Below are 21,412 nucleotides of genomic sequence, written 5' to 3' on the forward strand. Positions count from 1 at the left end.
CAACGAGATCGGAGACAACACCCTGCTCGCCGCACTCACCGCCTGAAACCAGCAGAAGGAACGCGCAGCGCTACACCACAATCTGGGACTTGACCAGGCGCAGCGGGCGAAGGGCTTTGAGACCGTCGATGTCAGCTCCGACAACATCCGGCCAAGCCGCGAACACACCCGCACAGAGAAGGGATCGACCATCACACTGACCGATGAGGCAGTCGGCGTCGGAACGAACGGTGGCGGGAAGCAGACTCATCACCACTGTCACGACATCGTCCTGGGGGCCATGCACTTGGATTTACGACCGCTCCGGATCTGGTCGGTGACCGGCCCGCATGAACTCGTTGGTGTGCCACATGCGTGCCACATCAGTGGGACGCCGGCTTGGACATCAGACGGCATGATCGCCGGAGGCCTCCTCTGACCGGCGCACACGCTCCCACTCAGGGGCGGCGCAGGCCCTCATACCGATGACACCCGCTTGGCAGGCATCATCCGGGCGCACCCGACCGGCCAGTTCGGTGCGTCCAGCCAGCAGATCCGGTGTGGCGCGGTGGTCATGCGTGGTTCATTGTGGTTGGTCGTCGTGTGTGCCCTCGGGCAGATTCGAACTGCCGACAACCCGCTTTAGGAGTCGCATGCGGGGGTGCGGCACCTAAGTAGTCGCAGCCAATTTGTGCGTGGATGCTTGTCATTCACCCACGTCACTCGGCGTCTCTTGGCGACAAGGTGTGCCACAACTGTGCCACGGGCCCCTGATGTCGACCTTGGTCCCGAGCTTCCGCCGCCGCGTCGCGGGAGTCTGCTACCCGCCGTCACCCGGTTCAGAGCCGGAAGGGCGTGTTCTCCGACGTCGCGTGCAACTGCTTCTGCCGCAGCCAGACGGTTCCCCGGCGAGCGGTAGCCCGCCGCTGTCAAAATGCTGCACGTCGCTGGCCGGGAACCTGTTGACTGTCCAGCGATGAGGCCAACGACACGCTCTGCCGTTGGTGGAAGAGCGTGTCGATGACGATGCCTGGGTTTTCGCCGACCCCTGCAGCCTGTCCGACGGCATGGGGGTCCGTGTCTAGGCCTGTTGTATGAGGATCGCCTCGACGTACCGATCAACCGACGCCGCCACGGACCCCGGCCCCCTCCAGCCCTCCCATCGCAGGAGGGGCGCCGACGCCCGGAGGTAAGCTGTGGGATCAGCGGATCGTGTAGCCGCCGTCGACGAGAAGGTCCACACCGTTCACCATGTTTGCCGCGTCGGAGGCGAGGTACACCGCGGCCGCGGCGATCTCTTCGGGGTAGGCGAACCGGCCGGTCGGGATGAGCGCTTTGTGCTCCTCACCCTTCTGCCCGGCCCACGCCTTCTTGCCCAACTCCGTGAGGACGACGGTGGGGGAGATCGAGTTCACGACCACCCCGCGGCCGGCCCACTCCGACGCCAGCACCTTGGTCAGCCCGATGACCGCGAACTTAGAGGCGCAGTACGCCACGTGGTCAGCTAGGGCCACACTGCCCGCCTGGGAGGCGAGGTTGAGGATCTTGCCCGTGCCGCGTGCGAGCATGTGGCGTCCGACCTGCTGGCTCATCAGGAAGGTGCCGCGCAGGTTGACGTTCATCGTCGTGTCCCAGGCGCCGACGGACAGCTCCTCGGCCGGCGCGAGCAGGGCCACCCCGGCGCTGTTGACGAGGATGTCGACCCGCCCGTGCACGTCGATCACCTCGCGGGCGGCGGCTTCGACGGCCCCCTCGTCCGACACGTCGCAGGCGTGGGCGGTGTGGTCACCGCCCAGTTCGGCGGCCTTCTCCTTCGCCGCCTCGAGGCTGAGGTCGACGATGGAGACGGTGGCCCCCTTGACCGCGAAGGCGTCGGCGATGGCGGCGCCTATGCCCGACGCCCCACCGGTGACGAGTGCGACCTTGTCGGTCAGGGGGAAGGTGAGGTCGACGGTGGGGGTGCTCATGAGGCTCTCGTTTCCTGGTGAGGGGTCTGTGGTGCGGCAGGAGGCTCCGGGTCAGCAGGTGGACGCAGGCTGGTCATACGAGGAGAGGACGTCGACCTTCTGCGCGGACGGTGAGGAGGTGTCGAATACGTACCCGAGCCACTCGCGGGCCAGTCGGCGCGCGAGCTCGAGGCCGATGACACGCTGACCGAAGCAGAGCACCTGCGCGTTGTTGCTCAGGACGGACCTCTCGACCGAGAAGCTGTCGTGGGCGGTCACGGCACGAATGCCCGGGACCTTGTTGGCGCTGATGGCCACGCCCAAACCGGTCCCGCACACCAGCAACGCGCGGTCTGCCTTGCCCTCGGCGACCAGCCGCGCCGCCTCGACGCCGATGTGGGGGTAAGCCGTGTGCTCGCCGACGCCGACTCCGACGTCGATGACCTCGGCCACTCGGACGTCGTCCTCGAGGTCCTTCTTGAGGGCCTCCTTGTAGTCGAGTCCGGCGTCGTCGGCACCGACGACGACTCGCAGGTTCGAGCTCATTTCTTACTCCAGGGGTTGTTCGCTTATGGGTTCGCTCAGCGCTGGCCGAGCACTTCCGCGACGGCTCGCGCCACGAGGGACAGCGAGGTGGCGCCGGCGTCGGGCGTCCCGACGCTGCGCTCGGCCAGCGGGCGGGCCCGGCCGAGGCGGGGGCGCAGACCTGCCGTGGCGACTGCGGCCTCGTCTGCCACGTCGGAGGCCTTCCTCCAGGCGTCGGCAAGCCTCTCGCCGGCGGTCACGTGCTGCTCGAGGGCGTCGGCAAAGGGGATAAGGACGTCGACCATCGTCTTGTCGCCGAGCTGGGCCTTACCGAGAGCAATGACCTCGTCGGCACCGGCACGCACGGCCGCCACCACGTCGGTTGCCGTGATGTCGCCGGCGCCGTCGCCGAGGCGGCCCCCGAGCGCGGTCAGCAGAGCACCCCAGAGAGCACCGGAGGTGCCACCTGCCCGGGCTCCCCACTCCCGTCCCGCGGCCGTGAGGGTGCTCGCCGCTCCGGCCTTCTGCTCGTGCGCCCGCTTGGCCGCGGCGGCTGCGGCGCTGACACCCTTGACCATGCCCCGGCCATGGTCCCCGTCGCCGGCGACGGCGTCGATCCGGCCGAGCTCCTCCTCGGCGGAACGGATCACGGCCTCCATGGCGGCGAGCGCCGCCACCACTGTGGTCGCGCACCGGCGGGATGCGTCGGACGCCTCGACAACGGAGACCGACGCCGCCTCTGATGCCGGCGCGACACGCGTGGCTGGCTCCGCGCTCGCTGTACGCGCGGTCTCCGCCACGGCGCCCTTGCGGTAGGCCGGTGTGTCAGCCGGTGCGGTCCAGAGTCGCTCGAGCTCGTCGTCGAGGTAGACCAGCGTGAGCGAGACCCCAGCCATGTCCAGGCTGGTCACCAACTCTCCGACCTCGGGGTCGATGACGGTGTAGCCCTGCTCGCGCAACAGGCGGGCCACCGTCCGCCACACGACGAACAGCTCCTCGTACTTGGTGGAGCCGAGCCCGTTGAGGATCGCCCCGACGCGCTTGCTCGAGTCGGCCGGCTCCTCCGCGAGGACCCGTTCGAGCAGGAGGCTGCCGAGCTCGGATGCGCTGGGCAGGTGCTCTTCGGAGATCCCCGGCTCACCGTGGATCCCAAGCCCGACACCCATCTTGCCGGCGGGCACGTGGAACAGTGCATCGTCCGCCCCAGGCATGGTGCAGCCCTCGAGGCCGACGCCCATGGTGCGCGTCCGGTCGTTCGCCAGACGCGCCACCCGCTCGACGCCGTCCAGGTCGTAGCCCTCCTCGGCCGCTGCACCCGCGACCTTGAACACCACGAAGTCACCGGCGATCCCCCGCCGGCGCTCTGCCTCCCGGCTCGGGGCGCTGGCCACGTCGTCGGTCACGTAGACGTTGCGGGTGTCGATCCCCTCGGCCCGCAGCTGCTTCTGCGCGAGGTCGAAGTTCATCACATCGCCGGCGTAGTTGCCGGTGCTGAAGAGCACGCCACCCCCGGCGGAGGCGGCCTTGGCGACGTTGTAGGCGTCCGCGGTCGACGGCGAGGTGAAGATGTTGCCGACCACGGCGCCATCCGCAAAGCCGGCACCGACGACGCCGCAGAAGGCCGGATAGTGTCCCGAGCCGCCGCCGACGACGACCGCAACCTTGCCTCGCCGCGGCTCGCTGGCGCGCACGACGCCCCCCGGCACACCGACGGCATACCGACGGTTGGCGTCGAGGAAACCCTCGAGCATGTCCTCCATGAACGTCGAGGGATCGTCGTAGAGCTTGGTCACGTGCCGGGTCCTTCCTGGGGTACGCGGTGAGTTTCTAACATGGCAGATGTGAGAAATCTCGTCAAGGGGTTGATTAATCACAGAACCGCTCACTACGGTGGCGCATGGCGACGGTGCCCTGCCGTCAGCTCGAAGGACATCGACGGTGTGGAGGACCCGACATGAAGGCAGCGCTCGAGGTGAGCCACCTCGCCAAAGGCTTCGGGGGAGTCCCGGTGCTGCGGGACATCAGTTTCGCCCTGCGGCCGGGTGAGCTGACCGTGCTCGCCGGCGAGAACGGCGCGGGCAAGTCGACCCTCATGAAGATCGTCACCGGCCAGGAGCGCCCCGACGAGGGCACGGTGACCGTCGGCGGCATCGAGCTGCGCCACGCGGACCCGGCCGTCGCCAGGGGCCTCGGCGTCGGCATCGTCCCTCAGGAGCTGGCCCCGTACCCGGAGCTGCGCGTCTACGAGAACCTGTTCGTGGGGCGCGAGCTGCGGCAGCGCAGCGGGCTGCTGGACCGTCGAGGGATGGCCGCCGCGGCCCGCGAGATGCTCTCGGTCTTCGGCGTCGACCTGGACCCCAACCGGCGCATGGGCGACGTGTCCGTGGCGCTCACTCAGATGGTCGAGATCGCCAAGGCGACTACGTGGGGCGCCAAGGTGATCCTGCTGGACGAGCCCACTTCGTCGATCCCGGAGCGCGAGGTCGGACGGCTCTACGCCGTCGTCGAGCAGCTCAAGGCGCAGGGCGTCGCGATGCTCTATACGACGCACCGCATGGAGGAGATCCAGCAGCTCGCCGACCACGTCCTAGTGCTGCGCGACGGACAGCTGGTCCTCGACGAGCCGCTGGAGCTGACCACCCCGGACGGCATCGTGTCCGCGATGATCGGCAGAGACCTCGAGGCCCTGTTTCCTGACATCGCCGAGCCGACTCAGGAAGTCGGGCTAGCGGTCCGCGGCCTGCGCCTGGCGGCCGACGGTCCGGCCGTGGACCTGGAGGTGCGCCGTGGCGAGATCGTCGGCATCGGTGGCCTCGTCGGCGCTGGACGCACTGAAGTCGCCGAGGCGATCTTCGGTATCCGCCGATCGGTGGCGGGCGAGGTCGAGGTCCGGGGACGCCGCCTCAAGCGCGGCGCTCCGGCCGAGGCGATCCGAGCTGGTGTCGCGCTCGTTCCGGAGGACCGCAAGGGTGCCGGGCTCGTGCTCACACAGTCCATCCTCGACAACGGCAGCCTGCCTCACCTTGACGCCTTCTCAGTGGGGGGCTGGCTGCGGTCGGGCGCGCGGCGCAAGGCCGTCGAGGAGGCAACGTCCTCCGTCCGCCTGAAGTCGGGTGGCCTGTCGCAGCCCGCGAGGACGCTTTCGGGTGGCAACCAGCAGAAGGTCGTCCTGGCCCGTTGGCTCACCCAGGGCGTCAGCGTCCTCCTGCTCGACGAACCGACCCGCGGCGTAGATGTGGGCGCCCGCGGCGAGATCTACGCCATCATCCGCAGGCTCGCTGCTGACGGGATGGCGGTCCTGCTCGTCAGCTCGGACATGCCCGAGCTGATCGGGCTCAGCCACCGGGTGGCGGTCATGAGGGCAGGCGGCATCGCCGGCGTCCTCGACCGCGACGCCCTCGAGCGCGAGGACGCGCAGGAGACCATCTTCCGGCTCGCCAGCGGCCAGGTCCGCGCAACCGCCTGACCCCGCCGAATCGTCTGCAAGAACCGTCCGCCCCAACCCCTGGAGAAGGACCATGACCACCACCTCGACCCAGCCCCTTGCCGCGCCCGACGAGGCACCTCCGCGCCCGAAACGCTTCGACCGGAGCAGCCTGCGCACCTTTGCCATCCGCAACTCGATGGTGCTGGTGCTGCTGCTCGTCATCGCGTACTTCAGCTACCGCAGCGCACGGTTCGCGACGACGGGCAACCTCACCACCATCCTCATCGCCGCCGCTCCGTTCGCTCTGGTCGCCCTGGGACAGACCCTCGTCATTCTCACCGGCGGCATCGACCTGTCCGTAGGCAGCGTCATCGCGGTCAGTGCGATGACAGGGGCAAAGATCGTCGTCGGTCACCCCGAACGGCTCTGGCTCGCCGTGCTCGGGGGCGTCCTCGCGGGCACGGTGATCGGGCTGATCAACGGCTTGGTCGTCAGCCGGCTCGAGGTCGCCCCCTTCGTGGCGACCCTCGGCACCCTGACCGCGGGCTCCGGTATCGCCTACGTCATCGGCCACGGTGCGCCCATCAACGGGCTGCCCGCGGCATACGGAAACATCGCGAACGACTCCATCCTGGGTATCCAGATCCCGGTCCTGGTCATGGTCGTCGGGTTCATCGTCGCCGCCCTCGTCATGCGCCGGACCTCGTTCGGGCTGCGCGTCTATGCCGTCGGTGGCAACCGGACGGCGGCCGAGGTCGCCGGTGTCAACGCACGTCGCATCCTCACCAGTGTCTACGTCATCAGCGGCGCTCTGGCCGGCCTGTCGGGCATCGTCCTGTCCTCGCGCGTCATCTCCGGTCCGCCCAACCTCGGCCAGGGCTATGAGCTCGACGCGATCGCCGCCGTCGTCATCGGCGGGGCCAGCCTGCTCGGCGGCCGGGGCACCGTCTGGGGCACCCTCCTCGGCCTGCTCCTCATCCAGACGCTCAACAACGGGCTCGACCTGCTCGTCGTGCCGGCCTACTGGCAGGCCGTCATCAGCGGCGTCCTCATCGTGGCCGCTGTGGCCGTGGACGTCTGGGCGACCCGACGCCAGACGTCGTAGCCCAAGCTCCTCCAGCCGCTCCACCCACAACCCGTCCCCCTCATCAGCTGCACTGCACCACCCATCCAAGGAAGGCACCGCCCCATGTCTCGTTCGTTCCTGTCCAAGCTCACCGTCGGCGTCGCGCCGCTTGTCGTCCTCGGCCTGGCCGCCTGTGGCGCCGGTGACCCCAACGCCAAGGCCGCCGCCGATGGTTCGAAGAAGATGCGCGTCGGCGTCACCGTCTACGACATGTCCTCGTTCATCACCCAGGGCCAGGAGGGCATGCAGGCGTTCGCCAAGGCGAACAACATCGACCTGCTGTGGAACTCCGCCGGGAACGATGTCGCCACCCAGGCGAGCCAGGTCGAGCAGCTCATCAACCAGGGTGTCGATGCGATCATCATCGTGCCCGTGCAGGCCGACTCGCTCGGCCCGCAGATGACCCAGGCCAAGAACGCCAAGATCCCCGTCATCGCCGTCAACACGGCCCTCTCGGACGCCGGCGCCCTCACCTCCTCCGTGCTGCCGGACGACGTCGCCGCCGGCGCGCAGGAGATGGAGATGATGGCCAAGAAGCTCAACGGCAAGGGCAACATCGTCATCCTCCAGGGACCGCTCGGTTCCTCCCCCGAGCTCGACCGCACCAAGGGCATCGAGCAGGTGCTTGCGAAGAACCCGGGGATCAAGGTCCTCGCCAAGGACACCGCCAACTGGAAGCGCGATGAGGCGGTCAACAAGTCCAAGAACTGGCTCAGCAGCTTCGGCGACAAGATCGACGGGGTGGTCTCGGAGAACGACGACATGGGGCTCGGCGCCGTGCAGGCGCTCAACGAGGCGCACAAGAAGGTGCCTGTGGTCGGCATCGACGGCATCCAGGACGGCTTGGCCGCAGTGAAGAGTGGCTCCTTCATCGGGTCTTCGCTGCAGCACGGCCGGGTCGAGCTGAGCGCGGGTCTCGCCGTGGCCCAGAAGATCGCCAAGGGCGAGAAGGTGGAGAAGACCTACGTGTACAAGATGCCGGCCATCACTCCGGAGAACGTGGACACCTACATGAAGAACGTGGTCACGGACAAGGACGCATTCCTCGCCCGCCTTCCCGAGCTCATCGCGAAGAACCTCGCCAGCGGCGATATCGCGAACGAAAACTGAGCAAGGCCGAGGACGTCGTGGTCGAGGCAGCGCTAGGGTCGGCAGAGGGCCCTGGCGCTGCCTCGCCGTCCGGCGGCCGACCCAAGTCCGCCTCGACGAAGACGACCACAAGAACTGGGAACCGGATGACGAAGGTCAAGAACGGCTCGGGTCACTCCCACGGCCGGGCCGCAGACTCGGAGACGACCATGAGCCGGAGCGAACGGCTCCACGCCATCAGCGAGACGGTGATCGCGGCCGGGTCGGTGCGGATCGAGGACCTGCCTGAGAGCTTCGGCGTGAGCCTGATGACGATCCACCGAGACCTCGACACCCTTGCCGCACAAGGGCTCCTGCGAAAGACGCGTGGCCTCGTGATGGCCACCGGCACCAGCCTCGCCGAGTCCAGCACCGAATATCGCACGCGCATCAACACCGCCGACAAGGAGGCTGTGGCACGCTCGGCCTTCGAGTACGTGGAGCCGGGGCAGGCGATCATCCTCGACGACTCGACGACCGGTCTGCACCTGGCCGGAATGCTCCCGGAGCGACAGCCGTTGACCGTCATGACGAACTTCCAGCCGATGCTCGACGCGCTCGTCGGTCATCCCGAGCTGACGTTGATGAATCTGGGCGGCCAGTACTACCCCTGGTGCCGGGCGTACATGGGCACGCTGACCGTCGCTGCCCTCCAGCAGGTGCGGGCCGACCTGTTCATCATGTCGACGTCGGCCATCACCGACGACATCTGCTTCCACCAGCACCACGACACGGTGATCGTGAAGAAGGCCATGTTCGAGGCGGCACGGCGCCGGGTGCTGTACGTCGACCACAGCAAGTTCGAGGCGCGCGCGGTTCACGCACTGCTGCCGCTGACCAGTTTCGACGTCGTGATCGTCGACGCCGGAACGCCCGAGGAGCACATCGACCGCCTGACACGCTCGGGAGTAAACCTCGTGGTCGCCCCGGACGTCACCTAGTCTGGGCGCGACCCGCAGATTGCACGCCTCACGGCGAGCACGCTCCGCCCGGAGGCAGCCCATGGCCCGATCGGTCCTGCTGGCGGTCGACTGCTCGACCACAGCCGGGAAGGCGATCGCGTTTGACCTGGCCGGGCGGACCATCGCGGAGACGCGCCACTACCTGCGGATGTCGAGCCCCCATCAGGGGTGGTACGAGCAGGACGCCGAAGGTTGGTGGGAAGCTACCGCCAACGCCCTGGCCGATGTCGCTTCGATGCTGTCTCCGGACGACACCGTTCTGGCCCTGGGCCTGACGAACCAGCGCGAGAGCTTCGTCTGCCTGGACCGGCGCGGGGTGCCGCTGCGGCCGGCGATCCTGTGGCTCGACGGACGAGCCGTTGACGAGATCGAACGTCTCGGCACCGCGCGAGTCCACGAGCTTTCCGGCAAACCCCCGAGCACGGCACCGAGCCTGTACAAGATCGCCTGGCTGGCCCGGCACGAGCCACAGGTGCTGGCGCGGACCGCGACCGTCACCGATGTCCAGGGCTTCCTTGCCTGGCGGCTGACCGGCGCTCGTGTCACCAGCCGTGCCAGTGCCGACTCGACCGGCCTCGTCGACGTAGCGGCTGGTACCTGGCACGACGAGCTCGTGGCGGCCGCCGGTCTGCGCCCGAAGCAGCTCCCCGCCCTCGTCGGTCCCGGCACACGGCTCGGCCACCTCACTCCCGGGGCGGCGACGCGGACCGGACTGCCGTCGGGACTCCCCGTCATTGCCGGGAGCGGGGACGGCCAGGCGTCGCTCCTGGGGACCGGGGCCATGGGGCCCGGCGATGCCTTCCTCAACGCCGGGACCAGCCTGAGCCTGGGCGTCCTGACCAAGCACTACACGTGGGGGCCGGGCTACCGCACCTTCGCAGGGCCGGTCGACGGCTGGTTCGTGCCCGAGTGCCTGACGGCGTCGGCTGGACTGTCGCTGAGCTGGTTCCGGGACAGCCTGGCGCCGGACCAGCCCTCGGGCCGCATTGAGGCCCTGGCAGCGCAGGTGCCTGCTGTCACGCACGGTCTGATGTTCCTTCCCCACCTCACCGGTGCCGAGAGCCCGCACCGCGATCCCACCGCTCGCGGGGTGTTAGTCGGGCTCGGGACGACGCACGGCCCCGCGGAGCTCTACCGGGCCCTGGTGGAGGGGCTCGCCCTCGAACAGCGCCAGGCCGTCGGGACGCTCGAGGCGGTCACGGGCACGGCCGTCACGACGGTGGCCACCACGGGTGGGCTGACTCAATCACCCCTGGTGATGCGCGTCCTTGTCGACGCCCTGCAACGGCCAGTCCGCCTAGCTCGTGAGCGCGAGTCCACGGCTTTGGGAGCGGCTATCATCGCTGCTGCCTCCACCGACGTTGCTGCCTTCGCCTCGGTTAGCGAGGCGGTCGCGGCGATGAGCGGCACCCAGGACTCCGTGCTGCCGAACCCCGAACTGGCGCAGCGATATGCCGAGGCTGCAGCTGTCTTCGCCGACCTCTATCCAAGAGTGGCCTCCTTGGGCCCAGCCCTGGCGCGGCTGCGCAAGGCTGGGCCCGCCTGACGCTCCCCATTCTGCGAACGGTCGCGCGGAGCCCTGTGCGGCAGGAGTCGTGTGAAGTTGGGCAATATCGCCGCTGAAGTTGAGCAATATCGCCGCGAGTTCGGTTGCCACGTAGCCCCGACCAACTTTGTTTACCGGGAAGGGATCTGGAGCACCCATGGGCTGACTCCCTTGAGTCGGTGACGCCAACCTTCTTCGCGTCCCCTGGAGGTCGCCCTAGCTCAAGCGGCGAATGACTAGTGCGCCGCCCGCCTGGCGTCCCTTAAGGGCATGTAGTCCAATGTCGAGGCCCTCGCGACAAGGTTCGGTGTCAGGCGGACCGATCGCACGTTCTCGCCAGCCAGGCGGCGGAGAAGCAGGGTGGTCGCCCGCCGGCCCAGCTCATAGATGGGGCTGTCGATACTTGTCAGCGGAACGGGCAGGTGGCGAACGAAGGGTACGTCGTTGTAACCGATGAGTGCCACGTCGCGGCCGGGCTGCAGGGATGCCTCGCGCAGCGCGCCCATGGCGCCGACAGCCGCAAGGTCATTGGTCGCGAAGATGGCCGTGACCTTGGCGCGCCGCAGCAGCAGGCGTGTCGCCTGATACCCACTCTCCTCGTCGAACTCGGAGGGAACGACCAAGGCTTCGGGCACATGCATCGATAGGCGCTTCGCTTCCTCTAGAAAGCCACGGGTTCGTTCGGTTGCTGTGCTCGCATTCTCCGGTCCGCGCAATACGGCAACTCGGCTGTGGCCTGTCGCGACCAGGTGGGACGCGGCCAGGGCGCCGCCGACGGTGTCGTTCACAGTAGCGCTCAACTGCCCTCGGGAACGTCGCACAGCTAGGGCGAACGGCACCGCGCCATGCGCCAGGGCGTCGATCACTTCGTCGTTCTGCGGTCTCGCGTCAGCGATGACAACGCCGTCGACGCGTCGGTCCAGCAGTGCCTCCAGACGTTCCAGTCGGGATGAGTCGTGATCCTGGCTGTACGTTGCAACGGTGGAGTAGCCAGCCGCGAAGGCTGCGTCATCGATCCCTTCGTACACGCGAGCCAGGACGTAGTCCGTGAACCTTGGCACGAGGACGCCTAGAACGCGGGAGTTGCGGGTCCTTAGTGAAGCGGCCGCCAGGTTGGGTCGGTACCCCATCTCGGCCGCCGCTGCCAGAATCCGTTCGGCGGTGGGCGTACCTGTCATCTGGCCGCTGAGGACGCGGGAGGCGGTCGAAGGGTGTACACCAACAGCACCTGCCACGTCGGCCAGGGTGACGGCGTCAGAGTGCTTCATTGCCATTCCTCGCGTCCCGGTGCAGAGAGGTGCTCTACCGCACAAAGCCCGACCCTAGCGCCGTAACAGGGGCGCGATGGCCAGCATCGATGCTGCGAACTGAAACTGTACTGAGAGGCTTCGTACCGCAGGCTTCGCCCACGAACGCGCGCAGCATCGCGGATCCGCCGCAGTCGGGGCCTTCAGCATCAGCCGGCAGGGGCCACTCGCGCCCAGATGAGCGCCGTGATCGGCTGCCCACTAAACCGACTGCCGCCCCCGTGACGTAGGGCAGCCGACGAGCCGAGTGACCTTTTTCTGCGAAACTCTTCCGCTCACGCAATCGATTGCGTAAAGTCACCGATCGACGACGAAACCATGGCCGCCGTCGCGCAATCACAGAGGATGTCGCCGGTTGGCTGGCACACCGCAGCCAACCTCAGTCGCTGAAACCCGAGGCTGCCGGAACCATGCGACCAGCCACCGAGAAGACCGGAGCGCGTAGGGCTTCTACACGTTCAGATTGACCCAGTCCGCCTGATGTGGCCACCGGTTCAGTGGCCGCATCTGAGTACCAGCCGCCCTAGGCAGCCGCCTCGCCGAGGGCAAAGCACGCACGCCAATGCCCACGGAGCGCCATGGACTGCGCGACCGTGACCCGATTCGGTGACAACGGTGTCACCGTTGGAAAGGACTGTTATGGACAGGCAAGTTCATGGCGAGGTTCCGGCCGGGTACAGCCCCCGGCTCTACAACGAGGACATTGCCCCTCGAGCTCACGACGGCCACTGGAAGACCTGGGACCTGTTCGCCTGGTGGATGTCTGCCTGGCACAGCCTCGGTGGATACACCATGGCGGTGGGCCTGCTGGTACTCGGCCTGACCGGGTGGCAGATGACGCTGGGCATGGTTATCGGCTTGGTGATCATCTTCGTGTGCAGCAACCTCATGGGGGTTGCGGGGCAACGAATCGGGGTTCCCTTCCCCGTGTTCGCGCGCATCAGCTTCGGCACGCGCGGAGCAAACATCCCCGCGGTCCTGCGAGCCATCGTCGCGATCGCCTGGTACGGCATTCAGACGTACTTGGCGTCGGCAGCGGTGATGCTGCTCGTCATCAAGGTAGCCCCGGGAGCCAAGTCAGCGGCAGAGGGAGGCTTCCTCGGGCTGTCGATGTTGGGATGGATCTGCTTCATCGTCCTGTGGGTGGCTCAGCTCGCCGTCCTCTGGGGTGGGATGGAGGCAGTTCGCAAACTGTCTGACTTCGCGGGCACCACCATCTGGATCGCCATGATCGCCCTCGCCGTGTGGGTGCTGAACCGGGCCCACTGGTCGATCAGCTGGAACTACCACGAGGGTCCGGCCCTGTCGGGCGGCGGCACTGTAATGGCGGTCCTCGGTGCCACCTTCATCACCACGGCGTACATGGGCGGCCCCATGCTGAACTTCGCTGACTTCACCCGTCTCGCGCCGAGTGAGAAGGACGTCCGCAGGGGAAACATGTACGGCCTGCTCGGCAATGGGATCGCCTTCTGCGCCCTGTCCGTAGTCATCGTGCTGGCTTCGGTCAAGGTCTACGGCAAGGCCATCACCGACCCCATCGTGATGTTGGCGGACATCGACTCTGTCGCCCTGCTGCTGGTGGCCATCATCTCGGTCGGCATCGCAACTGTGGGTATCAACATCATCCTCAACTTCGTCTCGCCGGCGTACGACTTCGCCAACGTGTGGCCGGAGAAGATCGACTTCCGTCGCGGGGGACTGATCACTGCAGTTCTGGCCCTTCTGGTGATGCCGTGGAAGCTCTACGCCAACCCGGTCGCCGTGAACTACTTCATCGGCGGCGTGGGCGCGCTCATGGGCCCGCTGCTCGGCATCATGTTGGTCGACTACTACTACGTGAAGCGGTGCTCGGTGTCGGTAGCCGACCTGTACCGCGACGCAGAAGATGCCCCGTACCACTACAACAACGGCTTCAGCCGAAACTCGCTGATCGCGCTAGGTGTCTCCGGAGTCATCGCCCTGCTGGTGGCGTATCTGCCGGCTCTGGCCAGCTTGGGTCACTTCTCCTGGCCTGTCGGTGTTATCGCGGGCGCCGGTATCACGGCATTGCTCAACCGCGGAGTGGCGCCGTACTCGGCACCTGCCGCCGAGCGCAGCGAACTCGACCTGGAAGCCCCGAGGGTGTGAGGCGTTCATGACGCGGCGAACCGTTGCTGTCGCGCAGGTCGGTGGGATCCAGCCCGACGAGGACCGTCCCGCCGTGGTCGAGCGCCTGGTGCACCTCCTTGAGGAGGCGGCGGAGCGCGGTGCCCAGTTCGTCGTGTTCCCGGAAATGGCTCTCACGACCTTCTTCCCCCGGTACTGGACCGAGGACACGGACAGGGTCGACTCGTGGTTCGAGTCCGCCATGCCCAACCCGGCCGTCCAGCCGCTGTTCGACCGGGCGAAGGAGCTAGGCGTGGGCTTCTACCTCGGTTACGCCGAACGCACGGACGACGGCCACCACTACAACACCGCGATCGTGGTCGATAGCTCGGGCGGAATCTGCGGCAAGTACCGCAAGATCCACCTGCCTGGCCACTCGGACAATCGGCGAGACCTTCGCGCGCAGCATCTGGAGAAGAAGTACTTCGAAGTCGGAGACCTGGGGTTCGGGGTGTTCGACGTGGACGGGCTGAAGGTCGGCCTGTGCCTGTGCAACGACCGCCGTTGGCCGGAGGTCTACCGTGTGCTCGCCCTGCAGGGCGCGGATTTGGTGGTCCTCGGGTATAACACGCCGCTGGACGTCCCTGGCTGGCAAGAGCCGCCTCACATGAAGATGAGTACGCACCTGCTCTCACTGCAGGCCGGCGCGTACCAGAACTCGCTGTGGGTTGCCGCGGCCGCCAAGTGCGGGGTCGAGGACGGCAGCTACATGATCGGCGGCTCTGCGATCGCCACGCCAGGCGGCGACATCTTGGTGCAGGCACTGTCGGACAGCGACGAGGTGGTGGTCGGCACCATCGACACCGACTACTCCGAGCCCTTCAGGCGAAGCGTCTTTGACTTCGAGGCGCATCGCCGCCCCGAGCACTACCGGCTCATCATCGAGCGGACTGGGCGCGGCGAGCCTGTCCCGGCACCCATCCCCTGATTCCCAATCGCAAGGAGAGGCCCCAGACATGAGGAAGTTGATCACCGGCGGACGGATCATCACCGCCGTCGATGACTATGTCGCCGACGTGCTCGTCGAGGACGAGACCATCGTCGCGATTGCCGCACACATCGACGTCGACGCCGACGAGGTCATCGATGCCGCGGGGCAGTACGTCCTGCCGGGTGGGGTCGATCCGCACGTGCACTTCCGGATGCCGTTCGCCGGCACAGAGACCATCGACGACTTCACCAGCGGAACCGCCGCGGCTGTCCGAGGCGGCACAACCACCGTGATCGACTTCCCGCTCCAGTCCCGCGACAAGGGGCTGATCGAGACGCTGGACCACTGGCATGGCCTGCTAGGCCAGGACCAGCCGATGGTGGACGTCGGGTTCCACATGATCGTCAGCGACCTGTCCGACGGCAAGCTCGCCGAGGTTCCCCGACTGGTCGACGAGGGCGTTACAAGCTTCAAGCTGTTCATGGCCTACAAGAACTCCCTTATGGCCGACGACGAGACCATCTTCGAGGCCTTGTGTGCCTCGGCAGACCACGGGTTGCTGACGATGATGCATGCCGAGAATGGTGGCGTCATCGATGTCCTCGTCCGGCGGGCGCTGGCCGAGGGTCGGACGGGTCCGAAGTACCACGAGTCGACCAGGCCAGCCAAGGCGGAGGCTGAGGCGGTGCACTCGGCCATCGCCATCGCGGAGATGGCGGGCGCGCCCGTGTACATCGTCCACCTGTCCGCTGAGGAGTCGCTCCATCACGTGGCCCAGGCGCGGGCACGGGGTATCGCGGCATACGCAGAGACCTGTCCCCAGTACCTGTTCCTGGACAGCTCGGTCTACGACCTGCCGGAGTTCGAGGCGGCGAAGTACGTCTTCACCCCGCCGGCGCGAGCCAAGCATCACCAGGAGGCGCTGTGGCGCGGGCTGGCGTTCGACGACCTCGCCGTCGTCTCGACCGATCACTGCCCGTTCTGCTTCGCAGATCAGAAGCGTTTGGGCATCGACGACTTCAGCAAGATCCCCAACGGCGGCCCGGGAGTGGAGGCTCGCCTGCAGTTGGTCCACGACGGTGGCGTGCGGACGGGACGCATCTCTCTGAACCGCATGGTCGACGTGCTGTCCACCACCCCGGCCAAGCTCTTCGGGTTGTTCCCCAAGAAGGGCACCATCGCAGTCGGTAGCGACGCCGATCTGGTCATCTTCGACCCGAACAAGCGTGAGGTCCTGTCTGTGGAGACGCAGGTCTCCAAGGTGGACTACTGCAACTACGAGGGCCGCGAGGTGGTCGGAAGTCCCACGGTCGTGATGAGCCGCGGGGAGACCGTCGCCCGTGACGGCAAGGTGGTGGGGCGCCCCGGTCACGGGCGCTTCATCAAGCGGGCCCAGCACCTGGAGCCCCTGCCGGGGAGGCGAATCGACACCAGCATCAAGGTGATCTCGTGACACTGGTTGCGGGTGCGGAGCGACTCCACAGCGACCTTGCCGAGCTGGCGACATACAGCGAGGGCGGCCCTGGAACCAGCAGGCGTCTGTTCAGCGACGCCTACCGCGACTCTCGGGACTGGGTGCGCGAAACCATGCGCGAGTCTGGTCTCGTCGTCCGAGCGGACGCCGCTGGCAACCTCGTCGGCGTGCTCGAAGGCAATGACCCCAGAGCTGGAACCTTGATGATGGGATCGCACACGGACACCGTCGACGGCGGCGGCAACTACGACGGGGTCGTGGGCGTCCTGGGGGCCATCGAGGTGGTCCGTCAGTTCCGCGAGGAGGGGCGACGCCTCGCCCACGACGTAGTCGTTGTCGACTTCCTCGGGGAGGAGTCGAATGACTACGGGCTCACCTGTCTGGGCTCGCGGTCCTTCGTTGGCGACCTCACGGCGAGTGACCTCGCTCGCGTCGACACCGCGGGCAGGACTCTGGGACAACGGTGCGCAGATAGCGGACTCGACCCCCATGGTCTGCTTGCAGCAGGGCGCCAGTTCCAGCGCCCACGTGCGTACGTCGAACTCCACATCGAGCAGGGACCGGTATTGGAGGAACGCGGCGCCGACATCGGCGTCGTCACCGGCATCGTCGGTATCCAGCGACTCCTCGCGACGTTCATCGGGCAAGCAGACCACGCCGGAACAACGCCGATGGATCGACGACGCGACGCCCTGGTCGCCGCAGCCTCGGCCGTGCTGGCCGTCCGGCAAACCGGGTGCGACGCAGGCGGCCAGGGGGTGGCCACCGCTTCCGACATCTCCGGATACTCCAGCGGACCCAACGTCGTACCCCGGACCGCGAGGCTGCAAGCGGAGATGCGCAGCATAGAACCCGTCTGGCTCAGCGCAGCCGAGCGCCGTCTGACGCAGGAGATCCAGCACATGGCCGAGTCATACGGCGTCGAGGTCGACCTCGAGTGGATCGCCGACAACGAGCCCCGCCCGATGGACGGCACCATCCAGCGACGAATCTCAACTGCGGCCGAGGCCCTCGGGCTGAGGTGGGAAGCGATCCCCAGCGGCGCCACGCACGACGCGGTGCACCTGGCACGAGTGTGCCCTACAGCAATGGTCTTCGTCCCCTCCATCGGAGGGCGAAGCCACTGCCCGGAGGAGAACACCACCATCGAGGACTTCGTCCACGGAGTGGGCGTTCTCAAGGAAACCCTGACCGATCTCGACTCGACCCGCGCATAGAGGACACGTACATGGACAACGTCACCGTCGCGCTCACACAGACGATGTGGACAGGCGACAAGGAATCGATGATCGACAAGCACGTCGAGCTCATGCGCACCGCCCATGAGCGCGGCGCCGACATCATCTGCTTCCAAGAGCTTTTCCACGGCCCCTACTTCGGCATCGTCCAGGATGCCCAGTACTACGAGTACGCCGAGAGCGTTCCCGGGCCCACGACCGAGCGCTTCCAAGACCTTGCTCGAGAGCTCTCCATGGTCGTGGTGCTCCCGCTCTACGAGGAAGAGAACACTGGGGTGCTCTACAACACCGCGGCCGTCATCGACGCAGACGGCACCTACCTCGGGAAGTACCGCAAGAACCACATCCCCCACCTCGACCGGTTCTGGGAGAAGTTCTACTTCAAGCCGGGCAACCTCGGCTGGCCCGTCTTCGACACGGCTGTCGGACGCGTCGGGGTCACGATCTGCTACGACCGCCACTTCCCCGAGGGGTGGAGGGTCCTGGGGCTCGGGGGAGCGGAAATCGTCTTCAACCCCAACGCGTCCAAACCCGGCCTGTCCAACCGGCTGTGGGAGCTCGAACAGCCCGCGGCGGCAGGAGCCAACGGCTACTTCGTATGCGTGCCCAACCGGGTCGGTCGAGAGACCAACGAGTTCGGCGAGGCCGCGGTCGACTTCTACGGGACGTCCTACGTCGTGGACCCCATGGGCAACTTCGTGGGCGACAAGGCGAGCGCCACAGACGAGGAGTTGTTGATCCGCGAGCTCGACATGTCGATGATCCAGAAGACTCGCTATGACTGGCAGTTCTACCGGGACCGCCGCCCAGACGCCTATGGCCCCATCGCCGCGCCGTGACGGCAAACCCCCGGCCGGCCCACGCGTCACGGATGGTCGTCGAGCTCGTGGCTACGGGAGGGACCATCGCGAGCCGCCACACCGATGCCGGTGTCGTAGCGTCCGTCACCGGCCGTGAACTCCTGGATGCTCTGGGTGCGGCCCTACCGCAGAGCCTCACCCTGAAGGCACAGGACGTCGGTGTCCGGGGCAGCTACGCACTCACACTCGAAGACATGAAGGCGATCGCCGACGCCGCCATCGAGTGCTGCACGTCTGGTGCCGACGGTGTGGTCGTCACGCATGGCACCGATTCCATGGAGGAGACGGCGTTCCTGGTCGACCTCCTGCACGAGGGGGACGAGCCGGTCGTCTTCACAGGCGCACAGCGCCCCTTCGACGACCCCGCCGGTGACGGCTCGGCCAATCTCGCCCTCGCCATCTCCACGGCCGCTGATGCAACACACCGTGGAAGGGGGGTCATGGTCGCGTTTGCCGACGGAGTGATGCCGGCCGTCGGCGTCCGGAAGGTCTCCACCGAGGGCCTGAGGGCCTTCGCCAACACCATGCACAGCGCACAGACCCCTTGGCCAAGGAGCTCCATCGCGGGAGCTGCCGCGGGTGTGGCTGACAAGGCGTTGGCACCTGTCACCGTGGTGGCCGCGGTGCCTGGGGGTGACGGGCGGGCGCTCCGGGACGCTTGCGCCCACGCCCCCGCGGGCATCGTCTTTCAGGCCCTGGGTATCGGAAACGTATCACTCCACGATGCGGAGGCCGTCGCCGAAGCAACCGCAGCCGGAATCCCCGTCCTCGTCACCAGCCGGGTGCAGCAAGGCCAAGTCAAGGCCGTGTACGGCAACGGCGGCGGCAAGGCACTCGAGGAAGCAGGAGCCGTGTTCGCCGGCGCCTTGTCCACCTGGCAAGCCCGAATCCTCCTCTCGGTGTCGATGACGCTGTCGCGGACCACGGGCCTGGACGACGCAGCCAGGTGGCTCCGCCACCACACGGCACCACAGTGATTCGCAGCAGAACCGCAAACCAACATAACTACGGGAGGGCACGACGTGAGCAAGGACATCAAGGTCGCATTCGGAACCGACGTCGACGCGGTGGGCGGTTGGCTGGGCTCCTACGGGGGAGAGGACTCTCCCGACGACATCTCGCGGGGAATCTTCGCCGGCGAAGTCGGCGTACCCCGCCTTCTCGAACTGTTCCGGCGGCACGGTCTGACCCAGACGTGGTTCTGGCCCGGTCACTCGATCGAAACCTTTCCCGAGCAGTTCCGTGCCTGTGTCGAGGCGGGCCACGAGATCGGCGTGCACGGCTACTCACACGAGAACCCGATCGCCATGACCCGCCAGCAGGAGGAGGAGGTCCTTGACCACTGCATCGAGCTCATCGAGTCAGTCTCCGGACGCCGACCCACGGGGTACGTTGCGCCGTGGTGGGAGTTCAGCCCCGTGACCAACGAGCTTCTCCTCGAGCGCGGCATCAAGTACGACCACTCACTCATGCACCGAGACTTCGAGCCCTATTACGTCCGCGTCGGCGACAGTTGGACCAAGATCAACTACGAAGCGTCCTCCGCCCACGATTGGATGAAGCCCCTGGCGCGCGGGACCGAGACAGCGCTCATCGAGATCCCGGCCAACTGGTACCTCGACGACCTCCCACCGATGATGTTCATCAAGGCCAGCGCAAACAGCCACGGCTTCGTCAACCCTCGCGACATCGAACAAATGTGGCGAGACCAGTTCGACTGGGTCTACCGCGAAATGGACTACGCCACGTTCACCATGACCATCCACCCCGACGTGTCAGGACGACCCCAGGTGCTCATGGCCGTCGAGCGGCTCATCGAACACATCAACTCCCACGACGGCATCTCGTGGTGCACGTTCGACCAGATCGCCGACGACTTCGCCCGCCGAAGCACTCAGGGCTGACTGTCGCGACCCGAGAGACAGACGAAACGTGTGCGGCGGCTGCGGCAGCGGGCTCACAGAGGACCCTTGGGAGGTACGGGCCGATGGTGGCACTCGACGGGACCTAAACAGACGAGCCGCAGAGGCTCAACGCATCAGCGGAGGCAGGCTGCAGGTTCGGGCCTTTGGAGACACGGGATATCAAACTCTCACCCGAACTGGTGCTCGAGGCGTCCACGCGAGCCTCGACAGCCTGATCGCTCTCATTGTCGCCGAGTGTGGACCAAGCGTGGTGCATGGAGCTGATTTCGAATCCGGCGGCATTGTGCAGGCAACTCTCCTTGGCCGGGTGAGATCGTCTGACGGCCCCGGCCCGCTCGGCAAGGCAGAGCCGAACTGCCACTAGGTCGCCTACCTGGAGGAACCTCCGATGCCGCGGACGCCTTAAAGGTCTGAAGCCTGGGACGCACAGCTCTGCCCCTGCCCTAAGGGGCATGGCCGTGGTGCAGCGCCCACATCCGTGGCGCGGCGCCTTGGCCACTGCCCGCCGACGTCCATGGCGTCGGTTTCAGTGCCTGACATAGAGCGGTGGCGGAACCGAGTCCCATCGGCAGCCCAGGTCACGCGAACATGCTGGTCACCTAGCCTGCCGTTCCAGGGTCCAAGCTCTGTCGATACCAGCTCTAAACGTCACATCCGCGCTTGCCGCGCAGCGCCCGCTGCCCCGATCCACTGACTCTTGGGGGACGGCCAAGACGTCCAGTCCGCCACCAGCTCTCGGCGTTTCCGATCTTCAGTCAGAGGCGAACGTGCAGGTCAAGGACCCGCCCAGGGGCGTCGTGCGGGATCTCGTGCGACGCGGAGCCCTGCGGCCAAATGCGAATCGCCGAGCGCGGGCTGATGTCAAGGAGCCCGCGGACGAGGGCAGAGGGCAG

At 66.9% G+C, this 21,412-nt stretch carries 16 protein-coding genes; 12 read left to right on the plus strand and 4 right to left on the minus strand.

Annotated elements, in window-relative coordinates:
* Window positions 1-1,181: 1,181 nt before the first annotated feature.
* From ACFUC1_RS02705 to ACFUC1_RS02715, 3 genes are read right to left on the minus strand one after another with little or no spacing between them, the layout of a single operon-like run.
* A complete protein-coding gene (locus tag ACFUC1_RS02705) occupies window positions 1,182-1,946 on the minus strand; it encodes an SDR family oxidoreductase (RefSeq protein WP_379116375.1) in 765 nt (254 codons plus the stop codon).
* 51 nt (window positions 1,947-1,997) lie between these two features.
* Window positions 1,998-2,471: a ribose-5-phosphate isomerase gene (locus tag ACFUC1_RS02710; protein ID WP_379116376.1), complete on the minus strand. Its 474-nt coding sequence runs from the start codon at window positions 2,469-2,471 to the stop codon at window positions 1,998-2,000.
* A 35-nt stretch (window positions 2,472-2,506) separates the two neighbouring features.
* Entirely contained in the window at window positions 2,507-4,243 is a 1,737-nt protein-coding gene (locus ACFUC1_RS02715) for a dihydroxyacetone kinase family protein (RefSeq protein ID WP_379116377.1), read from the minus strand.
* A 161-nt stretch (window positions 4,244-4,404) separates the two neighbouring features.
* On the opposite strand from ACFUC1_RS02715, the gene ACFUC1_RS02720 reads away from it, so the two are divergent.
* The 5 genes from ACFUC1_RS02720 (at window position 4,405) to ACFUC1_RS02740 (ending at window position 10,639) form a co-directional block, all read left to right on the plus strand.
* On the plus strand, window positions 4,405-5,916 hold the full coding sequence (locus ACFUC1_RS02720) for a sugar ABC transporter ATP-binding protein (RefSeq protein WP_379116378.1): 1,512 nt from the start codon (window positions 4,405-4,407) through the stop codon (window positions 5,914-5,916).
* A 52-nt stretch (window positions 5,917-5,968) separates the two neighbouring features.
* Window positions 5,969-6,982, plus strand: a complete 1,014-nt coding sequence (locus ACFUC1_RS02725; RefSeq protein WP_379116379.1) for an ABC transporter permease — start codon at window positions 5,969-5,971, stop codon at window positions 6,980-6,982.
* Between the two features lie 84 nt (window positions 6,983-7,066).
* Complete coding sequence (locus tag ACFUC1_RS02730; RefSeq protein WP_379116380.1) at window positions 7,067-8,113, plus strand: substrate-binding domain-containing protein; 1,047 nt, start codon at window positions 7,067-7,069, stop codon at window positions 8,111-8,113.
* Window positions 8,114-8,301: 188 nt separating this feature from the next.
* Window positions 8,302-9,072, plus strand: a complete 771-nt coding sequence (locus ACFUC1_RS02735) for a DeoR/GlpR family DNA-binding transcription regulator (protein WP_379116381.1) — start codon at window positions 8,302-8,304, stop codon at window positions 9,070-9,072.
* A gap of 61 nt (window positions 9,073-9,133) precedes the next feature.
* A complete protein-coding gene (locus ACFUC1_RS02740; RefSeq protein ID WP_379116382.1) occupies window positions 9,134-10,639 on the plus strand; it encodes an FGGY-family carbohydrate kinase in 1,506 nt (501 codons plus the stop codon).
* A gap of 236 nt (window positions 10,640-10,875) precedes the next feature.
* On the opposite strand, the gene ACFUC1_RS02745 is transcribed toward ACFUC1_RS02740, so the two are convergent.
* Window positions 10,876-11,907: a LacI family DNA-binding transcriptional regulator gene (locus ACFUC1_RS02745; protein WP_379116383.1), complete on the minus strand. Its 1,032-nt coding sequence runs from the start codon at window positions 11,905-11,907 to the stop codon at window positions 10,876-10,878.
* A gap of 678 nt (window positions 11,908-12,585) precedes the next feature.
* On the opposite strand from ACFUC1_RS02745, the gene ACFUC1_RS02750 reads away from it, so the two are divergent.
* The 7 genes from ACFUC1_RS02750 to ACFUC1_RS02780 are packed head-to-tail and all read left to right on the plus strand — an operon-like array spanning window position 12,586 to window position 20,498.
* Complete coding sequence (locus ACFUC1_RS02750) at window positions 12,586-14,073, plus strand: NCS1 family nucleobase:cation symporter-1 (RefSeq protein WP_379116384.1); 1,488 nt, start codon at window positions 12,586-12,588, stop codon at window positions 14,071-14,073.
* A gap of 7 nt (window positions 14,074-14,080) precedes the next feature.
* On the plus strand, window positions 14,081-15,019 hold the full coding sequence (locus ACFUC1_RS02755; protein ID WP_379116385.1) for an N-carbamoyl-D-amino-acid hydrolase: 939 nt from the start codon (window positions 14,081-14,083) through the stop codon (window positions 15,017-15,019).
* A 28-nt stretch (window positions 15,020-15,047) separates the two neighbouring features.
* Window positions 15,048-16,475, plus strand: a complete 1,428-nt coding sequence (gene hydA / locus ACFUC1_RS02760) for a dihydropyrimidinase (protein WP_379116386.1) — start codon at window positions 15,048-15,050, stop codon at window positions 16,473-16,475.
* Window positions 16,472-17,713 carry a M20 family metallo-hydrolase gene (locus tag ACFUC1_RS02765; protein ID WP_379116387.1) on the plus strand — a complete coding sequence of 414 codons (1,242 nt, stop codon included), beginning with the start codon at window positions 16,472-16,474 and terminating at the stop codon, window positions 17,711-17,713. The genes hydA and ACFUC1_RS02765 overlap by 4 nt, the downstream gene beginning before the upstream one ends.
* Window positions 17,714-17,724: 11 nt before the next feature.
* The gene (locus ACFUC1_RS02770; RefSeq protein ID WP_379116388.1) at window positions 17,725-18,573 is read left to right on the plus strand and encodes a nitrilase-related carbon-nitrogen hydrolase; all 849 of its coding nucleotides are present in this window, start codon (window positions 17,725-17,727) and stop codon (window positions 18,571-18,573) included.
* A 32-nt stretch (window positions 18,574-18,605) separates the two neighbouring features.
* Complete coding sequence (locus ACFUC1_RS02775) at window positions 18,606-19,571, plus strand: asparaginase (RefSeq protein ID WP_379116389.1); 966 nt, start codon at window positions 18,606-18,608, stop codon at window positions 19,569-19,571.
* A 45-nt stretch (window positions 19,572-19,616) separates the two neighbouring features.
* Window positions 19,617-20,498, plus strand: coding sequence for a polysaccharide deacetylase (locus tag ACFUC1_RS02780; RefSeq protein WP_379116390.1), 882 nt, complete (start codon window positions 19,617-19,619; stop codon window positions 20,496-20,498).
* Window positions 20,499-21,412 lie beyond the last annotated feature (914 nt).

Origin of the sequence: Pedococcus sp. NPDC057267 (assembly GCF_042668795.1) — a bacterium.
Taxonomy (GTDB): Bacteria; Actinomycetota; Actinomycetes; order Actinomycetales; family Dermatophilaceae; genus Pedococcus.

Coding starts and splice junctions, on each gene's coding strand:
- ACFUC1_RS02755 (WP_379116385.1), top strand. CDS start 14,081: ATGACGCGGCGAACCGTTGCTGTCGCGCAGGTCGGTGGGATCCAGCCC.
- ACFUC1_RS02705 (WP_379116375.1), bottom strand. CDS start 1,946: ATGAGCACCCCCACCGTCGACCTCACCTTCCCCCTGACCGACAAGGTC.
- ACFUC1_RS02725 (WP_379116379.1), top strand. CDS start 5,969: ATGACCACCACCTCGACCCAGCCCCTTGCCGCGCCCGACGAGGCACCT.
- ACFUC1_RS02775 (WP_379116389.1), top strand. CDS start 18,606: ATGGTCGTCGAGCTCGTGGCTACGGGAGGGACCATCGCGAGCCGCCAC.
- ACFUC1_RS02710 (WP_379116376.1), bottom strand. CDS start 2,471: ATGAGCTCGAACCTGCGAGTCGTCGTCGGTGCCGACGACGCCGGACTC.
- ACFUC1_RS02735 (WP_379116381.1), top strand. CDS start 8,302: ATGAGCCGGAGCGAACGGCTCCACGCCATCAGCGAGACGGTGATCGCG.
- ACFUC1_RS02720 (WP_379116378.1), top strand. CDS start 4,405: ATGAAGGCAGCGCTCGAGGTGAGCCACCTCGCCAAAGGCTTCGGGGGA.
- ACFUC1_RS02740 (WP_379116382.1), top strand. CDS start 9,134: ATGGCCCGATCGGTCCTGCTGGCGGTCGACTGCTCGACCACAGCCGGG.
- hydA (WP_379116386.1), top strand. CDS start 15,048: ATGAGGAAGTTGATCACCGGCGGACGGATCATCACCGCCGTCGATGAC.
- ACFUC1_RS02750 (WP_379116384.1), top strand. CDS start 12,586: ATGGACAGGCAAGTTCATGGCGAGGTTCCGGCCGGGTACAGCCCCCGG.
- ACFUC1_RS02730 (WP_379116380.1), top strand. CDS start 7,067: ATGTCTCGTTCGTTCCTGTCCAAGCTCACCGTCGGCGTCGCGCCGCTT.
- ACFUC1_RS02770 (WP_379116388.1), top strand. CDS start 17,725: ATGGACAACGTCACCGTCGCGCTCACACAGACGATGTGGACAGGCGAC.
- ACFUC1_RS02745 (WP_379116383.1), bottom strand. CDS start 11,907: ATGAAGCACTCTGACGCCGTCACCCTGGCCGACGTGGCAGGTGCTGTT.